The 18,136-nt window shown below is 37.4% G+C and carries 17 protein-coding genes, 1 pseudogene and 1 riboswitch; of the genes and pseudogenes, 3 read left to right on the top strand and 15 right to left on the bottom strand.

Going from position 1 to position 18,136, the window contains the following annotated elements; all coding sequences use genetic code 11:
- The 15 genes and pseudogenes from gcvPA to CPRO_RS05595 all read right to left on the bottom strand — a co-directional run bounded on the left by gcvPA (position 1) and on the right by CPRO_RS05595 (position 15,559).
- A pseudogene (gene gcvPA, locus CPRO_RS16125) lies at positions 1-1,319 on the bottom strand (aminomethyl-transferring glycine dehydrogenase subunit GcvPA).
- 14 nt (positions 1,320-1,333) lie between these two features.
- Positions 1,334-1,720, bottom strand: a complete 387-nt coding sequence (gcvH, locus tag CPRO_RS05660; RefSeq protein WP_066048898.1) for a glycine cleavage system protein GcvH — start codon at positions 1,718-1,720, stop codon at positions 1,334-1,336.
- A 15-nt stretch (positions 1,721-1,735) separates the two neighbouring features.
- Positions 1,736-2,824 (bottom strand): glycine cleavage system aminomethyltransferase GcvT, encoded by a 1,089-nt coding sequence (gene gcvT / locus CPRO_RS05655; protein WP_066048896.1) that lies wholly within the window; start codon positions 2,822-2,824, stop codon positions 1,736-1,738.
- A 209-nt stretch (positions 2,825-3,033) separates the two neighbouring features.
- Positions 3,034-3,108: riboswitch (glycine riboswitch) on the bottom strand.
- A 120-nt stretch (positions 3,109-3,228) separates the two neighbouring features.
- Entirely contained in the window at positions 3,229-3,966 is a 738-nt protein-coding gene (locus tag CPRO_RS05650; protein ID WP_066048893.1) for an SAM-dependent methyltransferase, read from the bottom strand.
- A 137-nt stretch (positions 3,967-4,103) separates the two neighbouring features.
- Positions 4,104-4,379 carry a CD3324 family protein gene (locus tag CPRO_RS05645; RefSeq protein ID WP_066048890.1) on the bottom strand — a complete coding sequence of 92 codons (276 nt, stop codon included), beginning with the start codon at positions 4,377-4,379 and terminating at the stop codon, positions 4,104-4,106.
- A gap of 429 nt (positions 4,380-4,808) precedes the next feature.
- On the bottom strand, positions 4,809-5,531 hold the full coding sequence (locus CPRO_RS05640; protein WP_066048887.1) for a M15 family metallopeptidase: 723 nt from the start codon (positions 5,529-5,531) through the stop codon (positions 4,809-4,811).
- Between the two features lie 138 nt (positions 5,532-5,669).
- Complete coding sequence (locus CPRO_RS05635) at positions 5,670-6,779, bottom strand: sensor histidine kinase (protein ID WP_082754404.1); 1,110 nt, start codon at positions 6,777-6,779, stop codon at positions 5,670-5,672.
- Positions 6,766-7,470, bottom strand: a complete 705-nt coding sequence (vanR, locus tag CPRO_RS05630) for a VanR-ABDEGLN family response regulator transcription factor (RefSeq protein ID WP_066048883.1) — start codon at positions 7,468-7,470, stop codon at positions 6,766-6,768. The genes CPRO_RS05635 and vanR overlap by 14 nt, the downstream gene beginning before the upstream one ends.
- A 348-nt stretch (positions 7,471-7,818) precedes the next feature.
- Positions 7,819-9,795, bottom strand: a complete 1,977-nt coding sequence (locus CPRO_RS05625; protein WP_066048880.1) for an FtsX-like permease family protein — start codon at positions 9,793-9,795, stop codon at positions 7,819-7,821.
- Positions 9,788-10,558, bottom strand: a complete 771-nt coding sequence (locus CPRO_RS05620; RefSeq protein ID WP_066053742.1) for an ABC transporter ATP-binding protein — start codon at positions 10,556-10,558, stop codon at positions 9,788-9,790. Before CPRO_RS05620 ends, CPRO_RS05625 begins: the two co-directional genes overlap by 8 nt.
- 137 nt (positions 10,559-10,695) lie before the next feature.
- Positions 10,696-11,781 carry a sensor histidine kinase gene (locus tag CPRO_RS05615; protein ID WP_066048878.1) on the bottom strand — a complete coding sequence of 362 codons (1,086 nt, stop codon included), beginning with the start codon at positions 11,779-11,781 and terminating at the stop codon, positions 10,696-10,698.
- A gap of 5 nt (positions 11,782-11,786) precedes the next feature.
- On the bottom strand, positions 11,787-12,464 hold the full coding sequence (locus tag CPRO_RS05610; protein WP_066048876.1) for a response regulator transcription factor: 678 nt from the start codon (positions 12,462-12,464) through the stop codon (positions 11,787-11,789).
- A gap of 373 nt (positions 12,465-12,837) precedes the next feature.
- Complete coding sequence (locus tag CPRO_RS05605; RefSeq protein WP_066048872.1) at positions 12,838-14,532, bottom strand: DUF2207 family protein; 1,695 nt, start codon at positions 14,530-14,532, stop codon at positions 12,838-12,840.
- 8 nt (positions 14,533-14,540) lie between these two features.
- Positions 14,541-15,095 carry a LemA family protein gene (locus tag CPRO_RS05600; RefSeq protein ID WP_066048870.1) on the bottom strand — a complete coding sequence of 185 codons (555 nt, stop codon included), beginning with the start codon at positions 15,093-15,095 and terminating at the stop codon, positions 14,541-14,543.
- 80 nt (positions 15,096-15,175) lie between these two features.
- Positions 15,176-15,559: a hypothetical protein gene (locus CPRO_RS05595; RefSeq protein ID WP_159430709.1), complete on the bottom strand. Its 384-nt coding sequence runs from the start codon at positions 15,557-15,559 to the stop codon at positions 15,176-15,178.
- 209 nt (positions 15,560-15,768) lie between these two features.
- Between CPRO_RS05595 and CPRO_RS05590 the strand changes: the two genes are divergently transcribed.
- The 3 genes from CPRO_RS05590 to CPRO_RS05580 all read left to right on the top strand — a co-directional run bounded on the left by CPRO_RS05590 (position 15,769) and on the right by CPRO_RS05580 (position 18,127).
- The gene (locus CPRO_RS05590; protein WP_066048865.1) at positions 15,769-16,494 is read left to right on the top strand and encodes a LytR/AlgR family response regulator transcription factor; all 726 of its coding nucleotides are present in this window, start codon (positions 15,769-15,771) and stop codon (positions 16,492-16,494) included.
- Positions 16,495-16,518: 24 nt separating this feature from the next.
- The gene (locus tag CPRO_RS05585) at positions 16,519-17,790 is read left to right on the top strand and encodes a sensor histidine kinase (RefSeq protein ID WP_066048862.1); all 1,272 of its coding nucleotides are present in this window, start codon (positions 16,519-16,521) and stop codon (positions 17,788-17,790) included.
- 145 nt (positions 17,791-17,935) lie between these two features.
- Positions 17,936-18,127, top strand: a complete 192-nt coding sequence (locus CPRO_RS05580; RefSeq protein WP_066048860.1) for a hypothetical protein — start codon at positions 17,936-17,938, stop codon at positions 18,125-18,127.
- Positions 18,128-18,136 lie beyond the last annotated feature (9 nt).

Here is an 18,136-nt window from a genome sequence, read left to right as displayed (position 1 = left end):
TCACACCTCCTGCAATATAGCAATTAATTCGTCAATATCTTTCTTGCTGTTCATTTCCGTACAGCACCATAAAATTTTCCCTTTATTTTCTTCCCTCAATGGATATCCTCCTAAGATTCCTTTGGACTCCAGAAGGCGCATCACCTCACTGACAGGTTTTGGGGATTCCGTCACAAACTCATTAAAAATTTCCTCTTTATTGACTAGCTTAAATCCCAACTCACTGAGTCTTTCTGCCAGATAATCTGCCTTTGACATACTCTGAACCGCCACTTCTCGTAGGCCTTTCTTTCCCATTGCAGAAAGATATACGCCTGCCGCAAGGGCACATAGAGCCTCATTGGAGCATATATTGCTGGATGACTTCTCCCTTCTAATGTGCTGTTCTCTTGCCTGCAATGTAAGCACATATCCTATTTTTCCATTGGAATCCTTCGTCTGTCCAACAATCCTACCGGGAAGCTTTCTCTTCATGGCGTCCACCGTTGCCATAAACCCAAGATACGGACCTCCGAAGCTAAGGGGTATCCCCAACGGCTGACCTTCTCCCACTGCAATATCTGCACTGTATTCTCTGGGTGTTTTTGCAATTCCAAGGGAAATGGGGTTTACACCCATAATAAATTTTGCTCCTGCACTATGAGTCACTTCCCCTATCTTTTCCCCATCTTCAAAGCTGCCATAGAAATTTGGCTGTTGAATATACACACATGCCGTAGATGAGTCAATTTTCTTTTCAATAAATGAAATATCCGTTACGCCGTTTTTTCAGGAACGATGATGAGTTCTATATTTTTACCAAAACAATAGGTATAAACGGTATCCAAAACGAATGGATTCACGGTCTTTGAAATAAAGACCTTTGATCGTTTTCTTTCCTGGCACATCATAATGCTCTCGGCGGCCGCTGTAGCTCCATCATACACCGATGCATTGGAGGCATCCATTCCCGTTAAATCGCAGATCATTGTTTGATATTCAAAGATTGACTGCAAGATTCCCTGACTGATTTCAGGCTGATAGGGTGTATATGCCGTCAAAAGACTTTCTTTAGATATAACACTTTTCACAATTGCAGGAATAAAATGTCTATATGCCCCTGCCCCTCTAAAAATAGAGGTGAAAACCTTATTTTTATTTGCCAGACCCATCATATTCCTGTGTACTTCCAGTTCTGACATACCCTCGGGTAAACAAAGTTCCTTTTTCAGCCTTACCTGCTGGGGTATATCTTCAAAAAGTTCTTTTTCAGAATGCAAGCCGAACGTAGAAAGCATTTCTTGCCTTTCCAAATCTGTTGAAGGAACATAGCTTCCCATTGTTTCACCCCCATTTATGCATCTTCTTGTATGCTTTCAATAAATGCCTTATATTCATCCGCACGCAAAAGCTCCCCTTTTTCGGTAATGTTATCAAACTTTACCAGCCATGCTTCATAGGCATCTTGGTTTATTTTTTCTGGTGCATCCAAAAGTTCCTCATTGATTGCACTTACTGTGCCACCCACAGGGGTATAAATGTCAGAGACTGCCTTTACAGACTCTACATCTGCAAATGAACCGTCAACACCGACTTCATCACCCACCTCCGGCAGATTAACAAATACAATATCACCTAACGCTGATTGGGCATAATCTGTCAGTCCCACTATTGCACTTTCTCCATCAAATTTAATCCACTCATGAAATTTTGAATAAAATAAATCGTTTAATATCTTCATATTTTCTCCTCCTTATTATACTTCATTTGTTCTCTTGTAAAATGGCAGGGCAACAATCTCTGCTTTTATTTTTCCGTTTCTTGCCATAACCTCCACAACCGTTCCAACGGCACATTTTTGATTCAATAGTGCAATGGCACCGGAATAACCCAAAAATGGAAAATGAGTCCCTGATGTTGTCTGCCCAATGATCGTGTCTTCCAAATAAACAGAAGCATTTTCTCGCATAATACCCCTACTAATAGCCTTAAGACCTACCCGAACCCTCTTGTTTTCTTCATTATGTAGCATAGCAGTTTTTCCGATAAAATCCTCTTTCGCCATCTTAACAGCAAAACGGAGACCACATTCTAATGGCGAAGTTTCGTTGTTCAGCTCATGCCCATACAGGGGCATTGCCGCCTCCAGTCGCAGTGTATCTCTAGCACCTAGTCCGCAAGGAATCAACCCATCCTCCTTCCCCACTTCCAATAACAAATTCCACAGTTTTTCCGCATCCTCCCAATCAAGATAAATTTCAACGCCATCCTCCCCTGTATATCCCGTTCTTGAGATAATACAATTAATACCAGAGATATTTCCATCAAACAAAACAGTATAATATTTCTCTGGAATACTTTTGCCGTCTGCCAGCTTCTTTAAAATATCAATGGATTTGGGGCCTTGAAGGGCTATCTGCGCCACTTTATCTGAAATGTCAGTAAACGCCACATCTCCAAATTGGTGCGCAAGCATCCATTCATAATCCTTATCCTTATTTGCGGCATTCACTACGATAAAATAATCACTTTCTCCTCTTTTATAGACAATTAAATCATCCACCGTACCGCCATTTTCGTTGCACATCAGGCTGTATCTCGCCTGACCATCAGTCATATTAGAAAAATCATTTGTAAGCATATACTGAAGATTGGCAAGAGCATCCTTGCCTGTACACAGTATTTCTCCCATGTGGGAGACGTCGAAAAGACCTGCCTTTGTACGAACTGCCATGTGTTCCGCAATGACGCCGCAATACTGAACAGGCAGGGTAAAGTCCGCAAAATCAACCATTTTGCCCTTTGCATTCATGTGTGTATGATATAGAGGTGTTTTTTTTCCCATTTTGCGATTCTCCTTTACAAATTATTTTTTACTTCTGCATTTTTCTTTTTTTCTTTTTGTAAAAAAAAAAGAGACTATTGCAAATATTCCTTTTGAATATTTACATTAGTCTCTGTCCTTTTTAACCTGAAAGATTAGTACCGAAAATGTCTGCACATTCTTCGGTAATTACTTCTTCGGTACAACTCAATTGTTGTTCTCCAGAGTATCGTCAGAATTCAATCCTTTTACCTGAGAGTTTTTCCCCTTCGGTGCTGCATAACAGTCTCTCTTGAATCCATCATCCATTTTTTATTAAATTTTCTATATAATACCATTTATTTCTATATAATGCAATACTTTTTCAAGAAAGTATATGACTTTTTATTAATACATTAAAGTCATTTGAATTTCCATATCTTTAACTAAAAAAAATCAGTTACATCATTTTTTTGCAGCACAAAAGCAATAAAATTTAGGTATTTACCTCCGCCTGCCTCCATCGTCTTTCGGTCATTCACTGCAATCGCATTTTCTTGATTCAACCAATCTGACCAAAGTTCATTATTGTCACCCTTCATTTCATAAATGGAAATAATATCAGCATTCTTACTATGGCTCAATATGTCCTTCCAATAAGTAATATCATGCAGATATGCAAGCTGCTCCGGTGTCCACGAGAGAAGCAATTCCTCTGGTAGATTATCATGGCAATCCTTTTTCATACCCGGAACACAAACATAAAGATAACCGCCGCTTTTTACAAAGGGTAACAGCTTAGCATCTAAATATTCTCCATCACGCCCCCAAAAATTGTAGGAATCCGTACTTACCACTGCATCAAAAAATTCCTTTTCGAAGGGCAAAGCAGTTGCATCAGCTTTAACAGGGGTGATTTGTTCAGGGGTTAACCCCATTTCGTAAAAAAACTTACAGTTTTCATGGGGCTCACTCCACAAATCAGCGGCGTAAACCCTAAACCCATAATCCTTTGCTAACATAACGCTTGTAAGTCCTTGCCCGCTTCCCAAGTCGCAAACGACGCTGCCAGCAGGAATTTTGTGGTCTTCCAGCATTTCTTCTTGCAGCTTAAATGGGTTAGGCCCCATGATTTTAGCCAGTAATTTTGAGGTGTTATATTTTTGACTCATTGGATATTCCATTGTAATCTCTCCTTCTCTTCATTTCTTATTTTATAATATACTTCATTATATATCCCCAATTTTATAAAAGCTCCCTACAAAACAGTTCAGAAATAAAAAAGCGACATGGCGTTTTTAATCCATGTCGCTTTTGCAGCCTAATTATTATTTTTCATAGTAGACAATATCTTATAGATCGTTTTGGGGGATAAAAAATATTTATTGGCTAGATTCTCAACAGTCATTCCACATTTATATTCTGCAAAAATATCAGCGTTTCGCTGAATATATGGTTGTCTACTATCTTTTCGCTCTCCCCATGCCCTTTTATTCTCATCTTTTCGTGGAATATAAAGGTATTCGCCATCTATATGTTGCTGTATTGCCACAATTAAATTTTCCGGTAATACACAATTTGCATTTTTATAGCCCATTTGTGCGCCCTCCTAAATCGTTTAAATAGGATTTCGCAAGGACTATCTACATATTTGAATTATGCGACAGCCCTCGCTACGCACAATACCGACTCCAATGCTCCTTTGATAAGACAATGCCCCTTTCATAATATCTATTGTTATTATCTTACATAAGTATATCAATAGCCCCATTTCCTGTCAAGATTGTCGCATCATAAAGATCTACCCGCATTTACAATTTATTCCAACTGAATTGATTTATTTCCCATCCAGCGAAAAAACGCCGTTCTCAAGAATATTTCCCAAAAAATAATTTTGTTATGAAAGAATTCATATTCTTCCTAATTCTTTTTTGGAATAACAGTGCACATCAGCACAAGATTGATTATCATTTCTTACCCATTTTTTTCTTTTCCATCGTGCAATTTCTTATTCAGTCATTATTTTTTATTTATTCATATAACTAATGTATTCTTCAAGACAGATGTTTTGATTATAAATTTCAGTTGCCACCTTTTCACCAACATAGCGATAATGCCATGGTTCGTGGGATACTCCTGTTATATCAGTCTTATTGGAGGGATAACGCTGAATAAATCCGTAACGATGGGCATTGTTGGCAAGCCATTCATACACTTCACTTCCCTTTGAATAAATTCCGTCTGCGTTAATGTCAACTGCAATTCCCAATTCATGCTCACTGGTACCCGGAATGGCCACCCAAAGCTCCGCTTCTTTTCTGGCTTCTTTGGAGGATAGCCCCTGCGCTTTAAAAGCTGAAATTTTTTCGTCATAAATACTTTGCTGTATCTCTTGTGTTCGATATCCTGATGCAACAATGGGATATATCCCTTTTTTTCTTGCATCATCAAACATTGCTTGCAAGTATGGATATATACGCTCATCTACGAATTGTCCCTTGCCTACTTCGGTAAGCTTCATCTCCGATGGCGTAAGAATAGGATTCCATTTGTTAACCAAAACCAAGCTCCAATCATCCTCATTTTTGTTTACCGAATCAACATGAAATAGTCTGTGGTAGGTATTCTCCACGTTTCGTCTGTTGATTTCCATGTGACCAAGTATGAATATATAACTAACAAGTATGAGAATAAAAAAGAGCCTCAGCCTTTTCTTTCTCTTCTGATTCCGTCTTGATTTTCTTGCCACAGAAATTCCTCCTTGATTTATGACAAATTAAAAGCACTCCTGCTTTGACACAAAGATTGTATCTTAGACAAGGGTGCCGTTTTTTTGTTTATTCAAAAGAATTTCTGATTTTTATATACGTAAATCCTTACAAATTACCTACGAACGTGGTAGTGTAACAATAAATTCCACTATCTCATCTTTACTATCTGCCGTAATTGTTCCTCGGTGTAGTGAAATAATTTCTTTAGCAATAGCTAGTCCCAACCCTGCACCTCCATTATTGGTGCCTCTGGCTGTATCAAGTCGATAAAATTGTTCAAAAATCCTATCAAGCTTTTCTTTTTCAATGGTATTTCCATGATTGAAAAACGTAATCATTGTTTCAGAACTGTTCTGAGTCACAGTAATTTCAATGGTAGTATTGGCAAAACTATAAAACACAGCGTTTCTAAGCAAATTATCAAATACACGTTGTAATTTGTTTGCATCACATTTTGTATGAACATTAGTAGAAACATTCAGTTTGCATTCTAATTTTTTATCCGATAGCATTGGGTTAAATTCAAATACAAGTTGCTCTAGCAATCGTGTTAAATTCACATTGCTGTATTGTAGTTCAATATTTGAAAGGTTAAATCTTGTGATTTCAAAAAATTCATTAATTAACTCCTCCAAGCGCTCTGCTTTATTCAAAGAAATGGACAGATATTTTTCCCTAAGCTCTTCTGAAATTTGATTTTCATCAAGGAGCAAAGTAAGGTAACCGATGACTGAAGTAAGGGGTGTTTTTAAATCATGGGCTAAATAAACAATTAGGTCATTTTTTCTTTGTTCTGCCTCTTTTGCAAGCTGTGCATTACGTAGCGCCATTTCTCTCGCTTGATTTAGTTCATCTTGAACACTTTTTAAGTCATTGGGAAGAATAATTTGCTGGTCGGTTGGTATAGCAAGTTTTTCGGATGCTGCTATCATATGATCAAGATAGTAAAGTGGTTTTTTCACAAAGTGGTAAGTGATAAAAACCCAGCTTGCAATAATCGGGATCCCCAAAAAGATATATAAGTTATTTTTAATAAATTTCAAAAATATATAAAGTGGGTCATCTTCAACCCAAATAAAGCCTTTGAGCAGATCATATGCAATAAATGCAACAAAAAGAAAGCCGATTACAATTGCGGCAAATGACGCAAAACATTGGAACGCAATTTTTCTACTAAGTTGACTTTTATAATTTGATTGCGAACTTGGCGAATTATTCAATGGTATAGCCAACCCCCCATACAGTTTTAATGAATTTCGGATTTTTAGCAGGTTCTTTTAATTTTTCTCTTAGCCTTCCGATATGAGCCATGACAGTGTTGTTATTATCCAAATATTTTTCTCCCCAAACTGCTTCAAAAAGTTCTTCAGAAGATATTACCTTGCCTCGCTTTTCACATAGGTACCAAAGAATAGAAAACTCTATGGGGGTTAAAGTAACTTCTTTATTAAAAAGCTTACATCTATGGGTACTTTTATTAATCATCAATCCGTTAAAATCAAATTCATCTTTCACGATATCGAAATTACCCTTGGTGCTGTTGCTATTATATTTGACGTAGCGTCGTAACTGGGTTTTTACCCTTGCAACAACCTCCAAGGGATTAAATGGCTTTGTAATATAATCGTCCGCCCCTATGGTAAGCCCCATTATTTTATCAGTATCTTCAACTTTTGCAGTCAGCATAATAATTGGGTAAAAATATTTCTGTCTTATCTTCTGGCATATACGAAATCCATCTATATCAGGAAGCATAACATCTAGAACAGCCAAATCAAGTTTTGTAGCCTCGATACACTGAAGGGCTTCTATCCCATTATAATATTTATATACGGTATAGCCATCATTTTTAAGATAAACCTCAAGCAAGTCAGCTATTTCCTTTTCATCATCTACAATTAAAATTGTTTCCTTCATATAAATTTTCACCCTCCATAATGGCTAGACACTGCCTGAATGATATCTTAAAAGCACAATCATCTTTCATCAGTTTATGCTTTCTACAAAATTCGGGTTACCCACCCCTTGCTTATTATCAATCTGAAACTTTTTCCATATTTATTATCTTATACTCCAAAATTTTAATATGCAAGGGCTTTGCTTCCAACAAAAACATAGGCAACCCCTTGGCAGTCTCCTTTAGACGAAAGCAGTCTGTACCCATAATCACTTATCACACGAAATTTAAAGGCACGAACTGCCTATACTGAGATGCTTTCTTAAGGAAGTGAAGCACATTGAGTTAATCCCCAATATGCCCTCATACTAACTCTTTCTCTTAACAATTTTATAGTACGTGCTTGCTGTTACAAAATAACTTAGGATATAAAAAACCGTAAAGACAGCAATGATTCCAAGGGCACATAATAAAATTAAATTTGTATTATAAAGGTTTAACGCATAAAGCAATCGAATGGTAATTTTAAGCCCCATCATTGTATGAAGTATTGCAACAACCAATGGTAAACCGAATACTAACATAATTTGCCTATGAATCGTTGATTTTACATCGTCATCACTCAACCCAACTTGCTGCATTATGATAAAATTTTGCTTATCCTCTAGCCCTTCTGAGATTTGTTTATAATACATAATCAATAATAGACAAATGGTAAAAATCAGTCCAAAAAACACGCCAATAAATAATAAGCCACCATCCATTGATTTTACGTCATAACCCCAGTCGATGATATTCTTACTGGTATAAAATCCCGGCATTTGTGCGCAAGCTTTATCTAAATCAGCCAAAAGTGCTTCTTTGTTACTTGTTTCCCCATCCATATTAAACCATACGGAATAATAAGGAGAAGCAGTGTCCCCCTGAAAGGTTTTTGCCATTTCCTCCATGCTCATGTAATCCTTTAAGATAAAATACACCTTACCCGAAGAATAATTATTTTTCTCTTTTGTATCAAAGCGGAGGGAGTCTAACTCTTTTTTTACTTGATATTCCTTACCATTCACAACCACTGAATCATACTTAAAATCGTCCGTATTTGAATAGACAAGTATTTCATTATCCTCTAATGTCATGTTCTGAGATTCTATTCTATTATAATCAGATAACGACAATAATCGAATGGAGCTTTCATTCTCTCCTGTGTCTTCACTTAAAATCGAGAAAATATTTTCTTTTTCATCTAGTGTGACAATAAAATAGGGAAACTCAATTTTATCCGAAATTTTTATATGATTCTCCTCAGCAAGCATTGACAATTCTGAATCAAAACCATTTTTATCCGTCATTTTATCATAATCAAAAATATAATTGACATCAAGAGGGTAATTAAATCGAATGGCTGATTCTTCTCCCAGCGTCAAAGATACAGTACACAATAAAGTAATAATGACCATTGTACTAAAAATACAAATATTCACCAGACTTGCGGCACTTTTTTTCATACGGTAAATCATGCCAGACACAGTGATATAATTACTTTTTTTATAATAAAATTTTTTATTCTTTCTGAGGCCTTTCAACAGCACAATGCTTCCTGATGTAAATAAGAAATATGTTCCAATCACTACCAACAAAACTGCTAGGAAAAAGTTGACAAAAATCATGCTGTTGATCTCAGAAACAACCGCAATATAATATCCCCCGCCTAAGAATAAAATCCCAAATAACGCAAGAATCCAAATATGCTTCGGTTCTTTTTCACCTTTTTGTGGTTCTCTCAACAAATCACTGGGATTTGCCCGTGTCACTTGAAATAAATTCGTTACCAAATTAAGAAATGATACCAGTCCAAAAAAAGCAAAAGTTAATAGAAAACTATTCACTGGCATTGTAAATGTAATATCAATAGGCAATCCACTGGCATTAAGCAATATCAAAAACGATAACTTTGCGAACACCACTGCCGTTATCAACCCAATCATCATAGAAATCATATAGATAAAAAAAGTTTCTAAAAACATCATAATCGCAATATGCTTTTTTTCCAACCCTAAAATACTGTATAGGCCAATTTCCTTTTTACGCCTCTTAATTAAAAAACTGTTTGTATAGAATAAGAATGGAACCAAAATGATGGCCAACAATACGTTCCCAATTTGTAAAAGCAACCAAACATATTCAGCGTGAGGTACATTTTTAAGAAACTCATTATTTATAATACAGTTAAATATAAAGAAAACACAAACGGAAAAAGCTGATGTTAAAATATAAGGAAAGTATACAATACCATTTTTTCTGATTCCTGTAAAAGCCATCTTAGGCAAGATAATCCCTTTATTCATGCTCTTCAACTCCTTCAGTCTGAAGTACTGTTAAAGTATCAGAAATCTTATGATACATTTCATCATCCGAGGAATTGCCTCGATAAACTTGATGGAACAAATTTCCGTCTTTTATGAATAACACTCTTCCGGCACATTTGGCCGCTTGCATGCTATGGGTAACCATTACAATTGTCTGGCCAAGCTTATTAATATTTGAAAACATATTTAAAAGGCTGTTTGCTGATTTGGAATCCAATGCTCCCGTAGGTTCATCGGCAAGTATTAGCTTTGGCTGTGTGATTAATGCCCTGGCTACCGCCGCTCTTTGCTTCTGACCGCCTGATACTTCATAAGGATATTTTTGTAATAACGCTGTAATTTCTAATTGTTTTGCCAAGGGAGTCAATCTCTCCTCCATTTCACTAAATGATTTCCCTTGTAGTACCAAAGGTAAAAATATATTATCCTGCAAAGAAAAAGTGTCTAATAGGTTAAAATCCTGAAATACAAAACCAAGGTTATCTCTTCGAAATGCACATAGCTCTTTGTTTTTAATGTTAGAGAAAGATTTTTTATCTAATAATATCTCACCCTCTGTAGGTTTATCCAGAGATGCCAATAAATTAAGCAAAGTTGTCTTGCCGGAACCGGATTCCCCCATGATTGCAACGTACTCTCCTTTTTCCACTGAAAAACTAACGTTTTCCAATGCTTTCACCTGATTGCCACCAAATCTTGTGGTATATACTTTTTTAAGATTTTTAACTTCTAAAAATGCCATGAAATGAATCATCTCTTCTCTTTTAAATTTTTATTACTTAACTTTACATATACATTTTAACAAAAAAAGAAATGATCTGCCTTTATTCTGGCTTACATTTCTTGTTCGTATCTTTCAATATTGTAAGATTGACTGCCTTAATCCAATTCTTGCACCTTTGTTTTGCTATCTTGTTTTCCAAAATATATCTGAAACATAGTACCCTTTCCCACCTCTGAAGTTACGCTGATGTCAAAACCTAGTTTATTTAAGACTTGCTTGCATAAATACAAACCAATTCCCGTTGATTTTTTATCCATTCTGCCGTTGTATCCTGTAAAACCTTTTTCAAAAATACGGGGTAAATCTTCTTCCTTTATACCAATTCCGGTATCTGAGATACATAATACTGAATCTGCTGAAGTTACTCCATATGCATGTTTCAACTTATCATTGAACTGAGTCGTATGGGTTGAATCAATATATTCAATAGAAATGCTGCCTTTTGCTGTGTATTTAATGCAGTTAGATAGAATTTGCTCAATTACAAACCCCAGCCATTTTTCATCACTAATGACAACGCCATCAAAGGCTTCCAAGTGCAAAGAAATCTTTTTTCCAATAAAACTAATGGAGTATTTTTTCACTGACTGCTTCACAATTTCATAAAGATTACATTCTTTTAGTAAAATGTCATAGGACATGTGCTGTAATCGAAGATAATAAAGTGCCATCTCAGCATATTGCTCAACTTTAAACAATTCTTGTTTCATCAGCATACGATTCTTCTGACTATCTTCTACCTGTAGCAAAAGATATAAGGCAGCAATGGGTGTTTTAATTTGATGAATCCAAATGGTATAATAATCTTTGCTCTCCACTTCCTGTTTCTTCATTTTTAAGTATAAGTCACTACGGTTGTCAAATAAATCACGCAATAACTCACCATATAATTCTTCTATATTATTGGCGGGTTTTGGAATTGAACTTATCGTTGTTTCCAAATTCAGATAGGTTTCATATAAAGCATGATACTTATTTTTATACTGGATAAAGTTACTAACCAAGCAACAGCATCCTAAAAATGTGCAGATTAGCAGACTGTATAAAATGGGCTCTATGTCAATTCTATATTGCAAAGCTGTAATTATGAAAACAGCAGCAAAAACAAGATAAAGGCCAAAATAAATTACTCTGTCCATAAACCATTTCGCAAACAGTTTCCCAATTGATAAATGCTCCATGAATGTTAATCCTCCAACATGTACCCTATACCCTTTTTTGTAGTAATGAAATCATTGAGTGAAATTCCTTCTAGCTTTTTTCTAAGTCTTGTAAGATTAACTGCCAGTGTATTATCGTCAATAAAGCAATCCCCATCCCAAAGGTGCTTCATAATCGCTTCTCTGGATACCGTCTCTCCCTTATGTTCAAACAATATCTGTAGTATTCTAAGTTCATTTTTTGTAAGTTCTACTTTTTCTCCACTTACCTCCAGAGATGCATTTGATAAATTCAGTATGACCCCTTTATGCTCTAGGATATGGGAATTTCCTTGAAAGGAATATGCTCGGCGAATCATTGCCTGAACCTTGGCTGATAATACTGCTAAATCAAATGGTTTTGCAACAAAATCGTCACCTCCCATATTCATTGCCATAATAATATTCATATTATCACTGGTAGAGGATAGAAATATAATTGGGATTTTAGAAACTTTACGAATTTCAGTACACCAATAATATCCATTATAAAAAGGCAATGAAATATCCAATATCACCAAATGTGGTTCAAACATGGCAAATTGTGAAAAAACAGCTTCAAAATCACAGACAGTCTGAACTTCAAACCCCCATGCTATCAAATGTTTTTGTATCTCTGCGGAAATGATGGAATCGTCTTCAACGACTAATATCTTATATTTCATTATAATACCAACCTGTCCATTAGCACTTTTATACTAATACTATTTTTTACATATTCTTCATAAGCATTTTATATCAAATGAAAAATTATTTCAACATGAATACTTCATTTGGGTTACGATGCTAAGAAAGTTGAAAGAAATAAGCTCATCACTAAAGTACTATACATTTCAACTAAAACTGCAAAGAGCCTGCCCCAGAATGGAGAGCAGGCTCTTTGCAGTTTTTTTGCAGCCGGATGATTTTAAAATAGAGCCATAACTTATTCCTTATAACGAAGTATGCATCTGTTTCTCCATTGTTATAAGTGGAACATAACCAGTATCAGTAATAAATTTTGCGAAAAATGAATCCAATACGTCTTTCTCTGTTCTATTATCTTGTTCCGCCGCCAGATCCTCCGCCAATGAAGCCTCCGCCTCCGCCAAAAGAAGCAAATCCACCTCCGCCTCCACTGCGTTTCTCTTGTTCCCTCTGTTGTTCGGCATGTATCATATTTCTATAAAGCAAATAGTGATAGGCATACACTGTAGACATGCTTTGTGTGTAATCATTCAGCTGAGGAGAAAGCTCAGGATACAACTCTCTCATTTGCTCCGCTACCTGATCAGCAATACCAAACAGCATGGCATAGGTGAGAAGCTCTCGCCAAATGGGTATTTCCTTAACACCACGTTCTGCAATCAATGAAAAATCAGCTAGATACCGTTTCAGTCCCATCAATTCACCCAGCTCCTGTTCACCAGCTGGCGTCAAGTCAGTGAGCTTGGCAGGAATACTCCAGCGTTTCAAACAGTGCTTTTGACTCAAATACGTTCTGCCCGCACTATCGCATTTCTGCATGTAGGCACGGAGTAACTCGTCATTTTGACTTGCGAAGCGTTCCAGCTCTCTTTCCTGCAAAATAGCATCTGAACCAGCTGCACCTTCCAATATTGTATACAGGTACTCGTCATACTCGTTCATTTTATCGTGTTGGCTACCCATAAGCCGTAGGTTGACCGTTTCTTTAGTCTTACCCATAAAGCCTATATCCTGTGTTTCTACTGGAGACAGACACCCTAATTGCATCAACCTCAGCATGCCTGTGGCAAGAATCGAGCCATCTTCACACATGTCAAACAATTTTCCCAAGGCATAAGTGGCATTGAGATTACCATCATTGGGAATATCTCTAAAATAGCCAAACTCTTCCGAGAATTTTTTTAGTTTTCTTTCCGCTCTTTTCTTTTTTATCCTGTGAATCCAGACAATCAGCCCTATAGGAACTCCTAAAGAGAGCAGCATTGTGACCATTGCCGTGATGATTGATACCTCTTTTCCATTAGAGTCAATATTATCGTAATCACTGCCTTCAAAGGCGGTTTGCTTTACTTCTTCAAAGGTGCCCTCTTCCTGTCGAGAGGGTGTCAGAATACCTTTATTCAAAGCAAACATTACCGTCACATGGTTTTCTTTAGAGATAGGATTGTTTGTATAGGCAAGGATACTTCCATTCTCGAAACCTACCTGTCCTGGGAATCCAAACCCCCATACATCGGCAATTTCATCCGCGATAGGTGTGCCGTCGGCAAGGCGTATTTCCACCTTTACATCGGTAGGAGTGGTATTCATTCCATCGTTAACAAAACGGAAATTAACCCCGTCCATATCGGAATATCCACCCACAACATTATCCAGCTTGTATTCAATGGCATAGCGGTTTTGACCATATTGGCTGATGCCGAAGCAGATTTCATAACCGCTATCGGTAGGATGGATGCCACATTTTTTCGCCTTTTCTTCAAAGTTCCAATTGATGTTCCAATCATTCACAGTCTCATAGCTGCCGTTTTCATCTGAAACTACAAGATTATGAATGGTCAGATAATCAGGGGCATTCATGGGAATGTATATCTCCGTGCCCTCATTAAAGCGACCTTCCCAGTTCTGCGTAACATTCATAGAACCATCTTCTTGAATGATAGCCTGAATCTCTATGGTATTCACTTGATTTGCACCAAGTACGGGAAGCTGGGGTACAAATAGCAGGACAAGGAATATAATGAAACTATTTATTTTTTTTCTCATAAGGCACCTCATTTCATACTTGGCATATTCGCCTTATCAGCCTGCTCCACAAGATACTCTCTCTGTCGAAAGCCCAGCATTGTGGCAATCATAGAGACCGGAAACATTCGGATTTCACGGTTCAGCTTTGTCACACTATCGTTATAAATCAGACGGCTGGTACGCACCATGTTTTCAAAAGTTTGCACTGCATCCATGGTTTTGATATAGGTTTCGTTTGCCTTCAATTCAGGATACTGCTCTGTTACCATAGCAATCCTGCCTAATGCTTCTGAAATAATACCCTCTTGACGCTGCACATCATCGGGTGTGGATTTAGCTGTAATCACACTTCTTCTTGATTGAATCGTTTTAATCAGCGTTTCACTTTCGTGCTTGGCATAGCCCTTTGTCAAATCCAAAAGAGCTGTTAGCGCATCGAAGCGGCTTGACAACTGCACTCCAATCTGACTCATGGCATTGCTGATATTCTCATCAAGCATTACAAGTTTGCGCTGTGTAGAGATGATCCATAAAATAATCACCCCAATAATTGCGATTATTATAATGATAGTTGGTAACATAATACGTTTCCTCCTTGTTAATTTATAAACGGACGACAGACTCCTATTTTGCCCCTCTGCCCATTTTGTTGTTTAGGTTTTTACTCCAATGAAATGCTCTCGAGAATATCTACAAAATTCGCTTCACGGGAGGAATTCGATCCGGTGTTAAAAGTAAAAACAATATGTTGCTCGCAATTCTGACCGTCTACGGTGAAGTACAAAATAATTTGACAAACAGTTTTATTCTGCCCGTTTGTATTGCCGTCACCCGTGTATAAACAAGATACAGAATCCACTCCTGCAATATTCGCTGGGTTATCAAAGGCCAACACCTCGATGTTTGAATAGGTATTTCCCAAGGATTCAACCATAAAATCCTGAGTGACATCCCCAATGCTTGTATCCGATTCCGTTATGGGAGGTGCCGCCATCGCTATCATCGGCAGTAGAGCTAGTATCATGCAAGGGTAAGCAGAATGCACGTAAATCTCTTTTTCATTATTTTTCCTCCAATTCAATTTCTGTTTGAATGAAATAAAACCCCTTTTCTTATACTTAAATTATCAAAAAACTTCAATGTAAAAAGATTTCCTGCACGAAACATGTTTTTTTCGACATGAAACATAGTTTCAGAAATTCAATTCCTATGGTAAAATTATCATAAAAAGAATAACTAAAAGGAGGAATATACATGCTTCAAATCGCCGTCTGCGATGACAATATTGATGAGCTATCCAATATGGTTCAACTCATCAACCTATACCGAGCATCAAAAAATTTCAGTTGCGAGTATGCCGTCTTTTCAAATGGATTTGAGCTGGCTTCCGCCTTAGAAAAAGGAAAGCGGTTTGATATATATTGCTTGGATATTATTATGCCCGGCTTTACAGGTATTGATGTAGCAAAAGAGATTCGTACTTTTGATAAAACTGCACCCATTCTTTTCTTTACTTCCTCCCCTGAGTTTGCCTTGGAAAGCTATTCAGTGAAAGCTATAAACTACATACTTAAGCCAATCTCAAAAGAAAAACTGTTCTTCAGCTTTGACGAGGTGATGGAACAGATCAAAGCGAAAAAGGATGAGGATGCGATTATTGTTAAGAGTAACGAGGGCATTCAAAGGATAATGATTTCTAATTTAACTTTTGCCGAAGTCATTGGCAGAAATGTTTTATATCACCTACGTTCCGGCAAGGTAATCGAATGCACGGAACCGTTTTCATCAGTTTGCGATACGCTCCTGAAATATGGGTGTTTTATCAAACCGCATCGCTCTTATCTTGTAAACATGCAGTATGTGGATACCATTGAAAATCATCGGATAACCTTACAAACCCTATCCGCAGTCCCCATTGCACAGGGCAGAGCAAAGGAGATAAAGGTGCAGTATTTGAATTATCAAATGGATGGGGAATAAGCAAAAGAAGGGAGTTTGATTAAAATGATTGTTACGGTTGTAGGACTTTTGCGATTTGGATTTTCACTGCTCTTTGGTGTTGCTGTGACAATCCTCTTTGCAGGAATAGAACATACGGGAAAAAACCGGATTATTATTGGTTTACTCTGTGTTATTTTTCTATTCGTTCAAACGGTCAGTTGGTGGCTCTTGGGCTTGGATTTGACATCAAAGCTGTATCCATTGATTATTCACCTGCCATTGATAGTGATATTCTCCCTATACTATAAGCGTCCGTGGCTTGTATCCGCCGTCAGCATGCTTTCCGGCTACTTGTGCTGTCAGGCACCCCGTTGGATTGGTTTCCTTGCAGGAGCCGCCTTAAGAAGTAGCCTTGCAGACCACATTTCTTATATTGCGGCTGTGTTTTTATCCTATTATTTTCTGAAAAGATATGTGGCTGAGTCTGTTCGACAGCTTATGGAGATATCGACTAAATCCTGCTTATTTTTGGGCGGGGTACCCCTTTTTTACTATCTCTTCGACTATACTACCACCATCTATACCGATGTGCTTTACCGCGGAACAAAATGGGCAGTACAGTTCATGCCTTCCACAGTATCTGTGTTCTATTTTGTGTTTGTCATCCTTTATTGTGCCGAAACACAAAAACAGGCTACCCTCCAAAGAGAGCGGGATATGCTGGATACCCAGTTTCGACTGGCACAGTCAGAGTTTGCCTCCCTATGGCAGATGCAGCAAAATGCCGCAGCCTACCGACATGATATGCGCCACCATTTCTCTCTTTTGCAGGGACTGGCATCCGAGGCACGCATAGAGGAAATCAATGAGTATTTACGGATAGCCCAATCCGATATAGATGCCATTACACCCACACGCTTTTGCGAAAATGAGACCGTTAATTTAATTTTATCCGCTTTCGCAACAAAAGCAAAACAAGGGGAAATTCAGCTTTCAGTTGAGGCGAGGCTTCCTGACACCCTTGCATTTAGCGACACCGAGCTCTGTTCCCTCTTATCAAATGCCTTGGAAAATGCCATACATGCTACAAAACAACTTCCTGACAAAAGTAACCGCATCATCCGCCTTCGTGTGTACTCCAAAAATAACAAGCTGTGCATTGACATCCGCAACAACTATCAGACTGAACCCATTTTTCATCAGGGACTGCCTGTGTCAAAAAAGCAGGGGCATGGCTTTGGTACAAAGAGTATGGTTCATATCGTAGAAAAGCATGGCGGTGTATTTCAGTTTTCAATCAAGGATGGATGGTTTATCTTTCAAGCCACTGCATAAATGAAGTTGATGGCTCAATGTAGATAAATTTAATAGCCAACCGCCCAGAGGTATCTTTCAATCTTAAAGAGAATATATAATTGAAGTATTCAACGAAATGATATAGAAATGAAAAAACTCCGGAAAATAAAAAAGAGGGTCTTCTATGATAAAAACAAAAATCATAGGACACTTTTATAAACGATTTCGGATTTCAGTAAAGAAAAAGCTAACGGCGTTGCTAAAATATAGTTTACATTTGTCTCCATATTTTATTCTTTGTGAGAGGTTTGAAGTAAAAGCAATCCACCCAAATGGCTATATAGATGTATTATCAAGCAGGGAAGTTTTCTTATAAGTTCATTAA

Source organism: Anaerotignum propionicum DSM 1682 (genome assembly GCF_001561955.1).
GTDB lineage: Bacteria > Bacillota > Clostridia > Lachnospirales > Anaerotignaceae > Chakrabartyella > Chakrabartyella propionicum.
This window is presented reverse-complemented; position numbering and strand designations above follow the sequence as displayed.

Coding starts and splice junctions, on each gene's coding strand:
- gcvH (WP_066048898.1), bottom strand. CDS start 1,720: ATGAAGATATTAAACGATTTATTTTATTCAAAATTTCATGAGTGGATT.
- gcvT (WP_066048896.1), bottom strand. CDS start 2,824: ATGGGAAAAAAAACACCTCTATATCATACACACATGAATGCAAAGGGC.
- CPRO_RS05650 (WP_066048893.1), bottom strand. CDS start 3,966: ATGGAATATCCAATGAGTCAAAAATATAACACCTCAAAATTACTGGCT.
- CPRO_RS05645 (WP_066048890.1), bottom strand. CDS start 4,379: ATGGGCTATAAAAATGCAAATTGTGTATTACCGGAAAATTTAATTGTG.
- vanR (WP_066048883.1), bottom strand. CDS start 7,470: ATGAAGGAAACAATTTTAATTGTAGATGATGAAAAGGAAATAGCTGAC.
- CPRO_RS05625 (WP_066048880.1), bottom strand. CDS start 9,795: ATGAATAAAGGGATTATCTTGCCTAAGATGGCTTTTACAGGAATCAGA.
- CPRO_RS05620 (WP_066053742.1), bottom strand. CDS start 10,558: ATGGCATTTTTAGAAGTTAAAAATCTTAAAAAAGTATATACCACAAGA.
- CPRO_RS05615 (WP_066048878.1), bottom strand. CDS start 11,781: ATGGAGCATTTATCAATTGGGAAACTGTTTGCGAAATGGTTTATGGAC.
- CPRO_RS05610 (WP_066048876.1), bottom strand. CDS start 12,464: ATGAAATATAAGATATTAGTCGTTGAAGACGATTCCATCATTTCCGCA.
- CPRO_RS05605 (WP_066048872.1), bottom strand. CDS start 14,532: ATGAGAAAAAAAATAAATAGTTTCATTATATTCCTTGTCCTGCTATTT.
- CPRO_RS05600 (WP_066048870.1), bottom strand. CDS start 15,095: ATGTTACCAACTATCATTATAATAATCGCAATTATTGGGGTGATTATT.
- CPRO_RS05590 (WP_066048865.1), top strand. CDS start 15,769: ATGCTTCAAATCGCCGTCTGCGATGACAATATTGATGAGCTATCCAAT.
- CPRO_RS05585 (WP_066048862.1), top strand. CDS start 16,519: ATGATTGTTACGGTTGTAGGACTTTTGCGATTTGGATTTTCACTGCTC.
- CPRO_RS05580 (WP_066048860.1), top strand. CDS start 17,936: ATGATAAAAACAAAAATCATAGGACACTTTTATAAACGATTTCGGATT.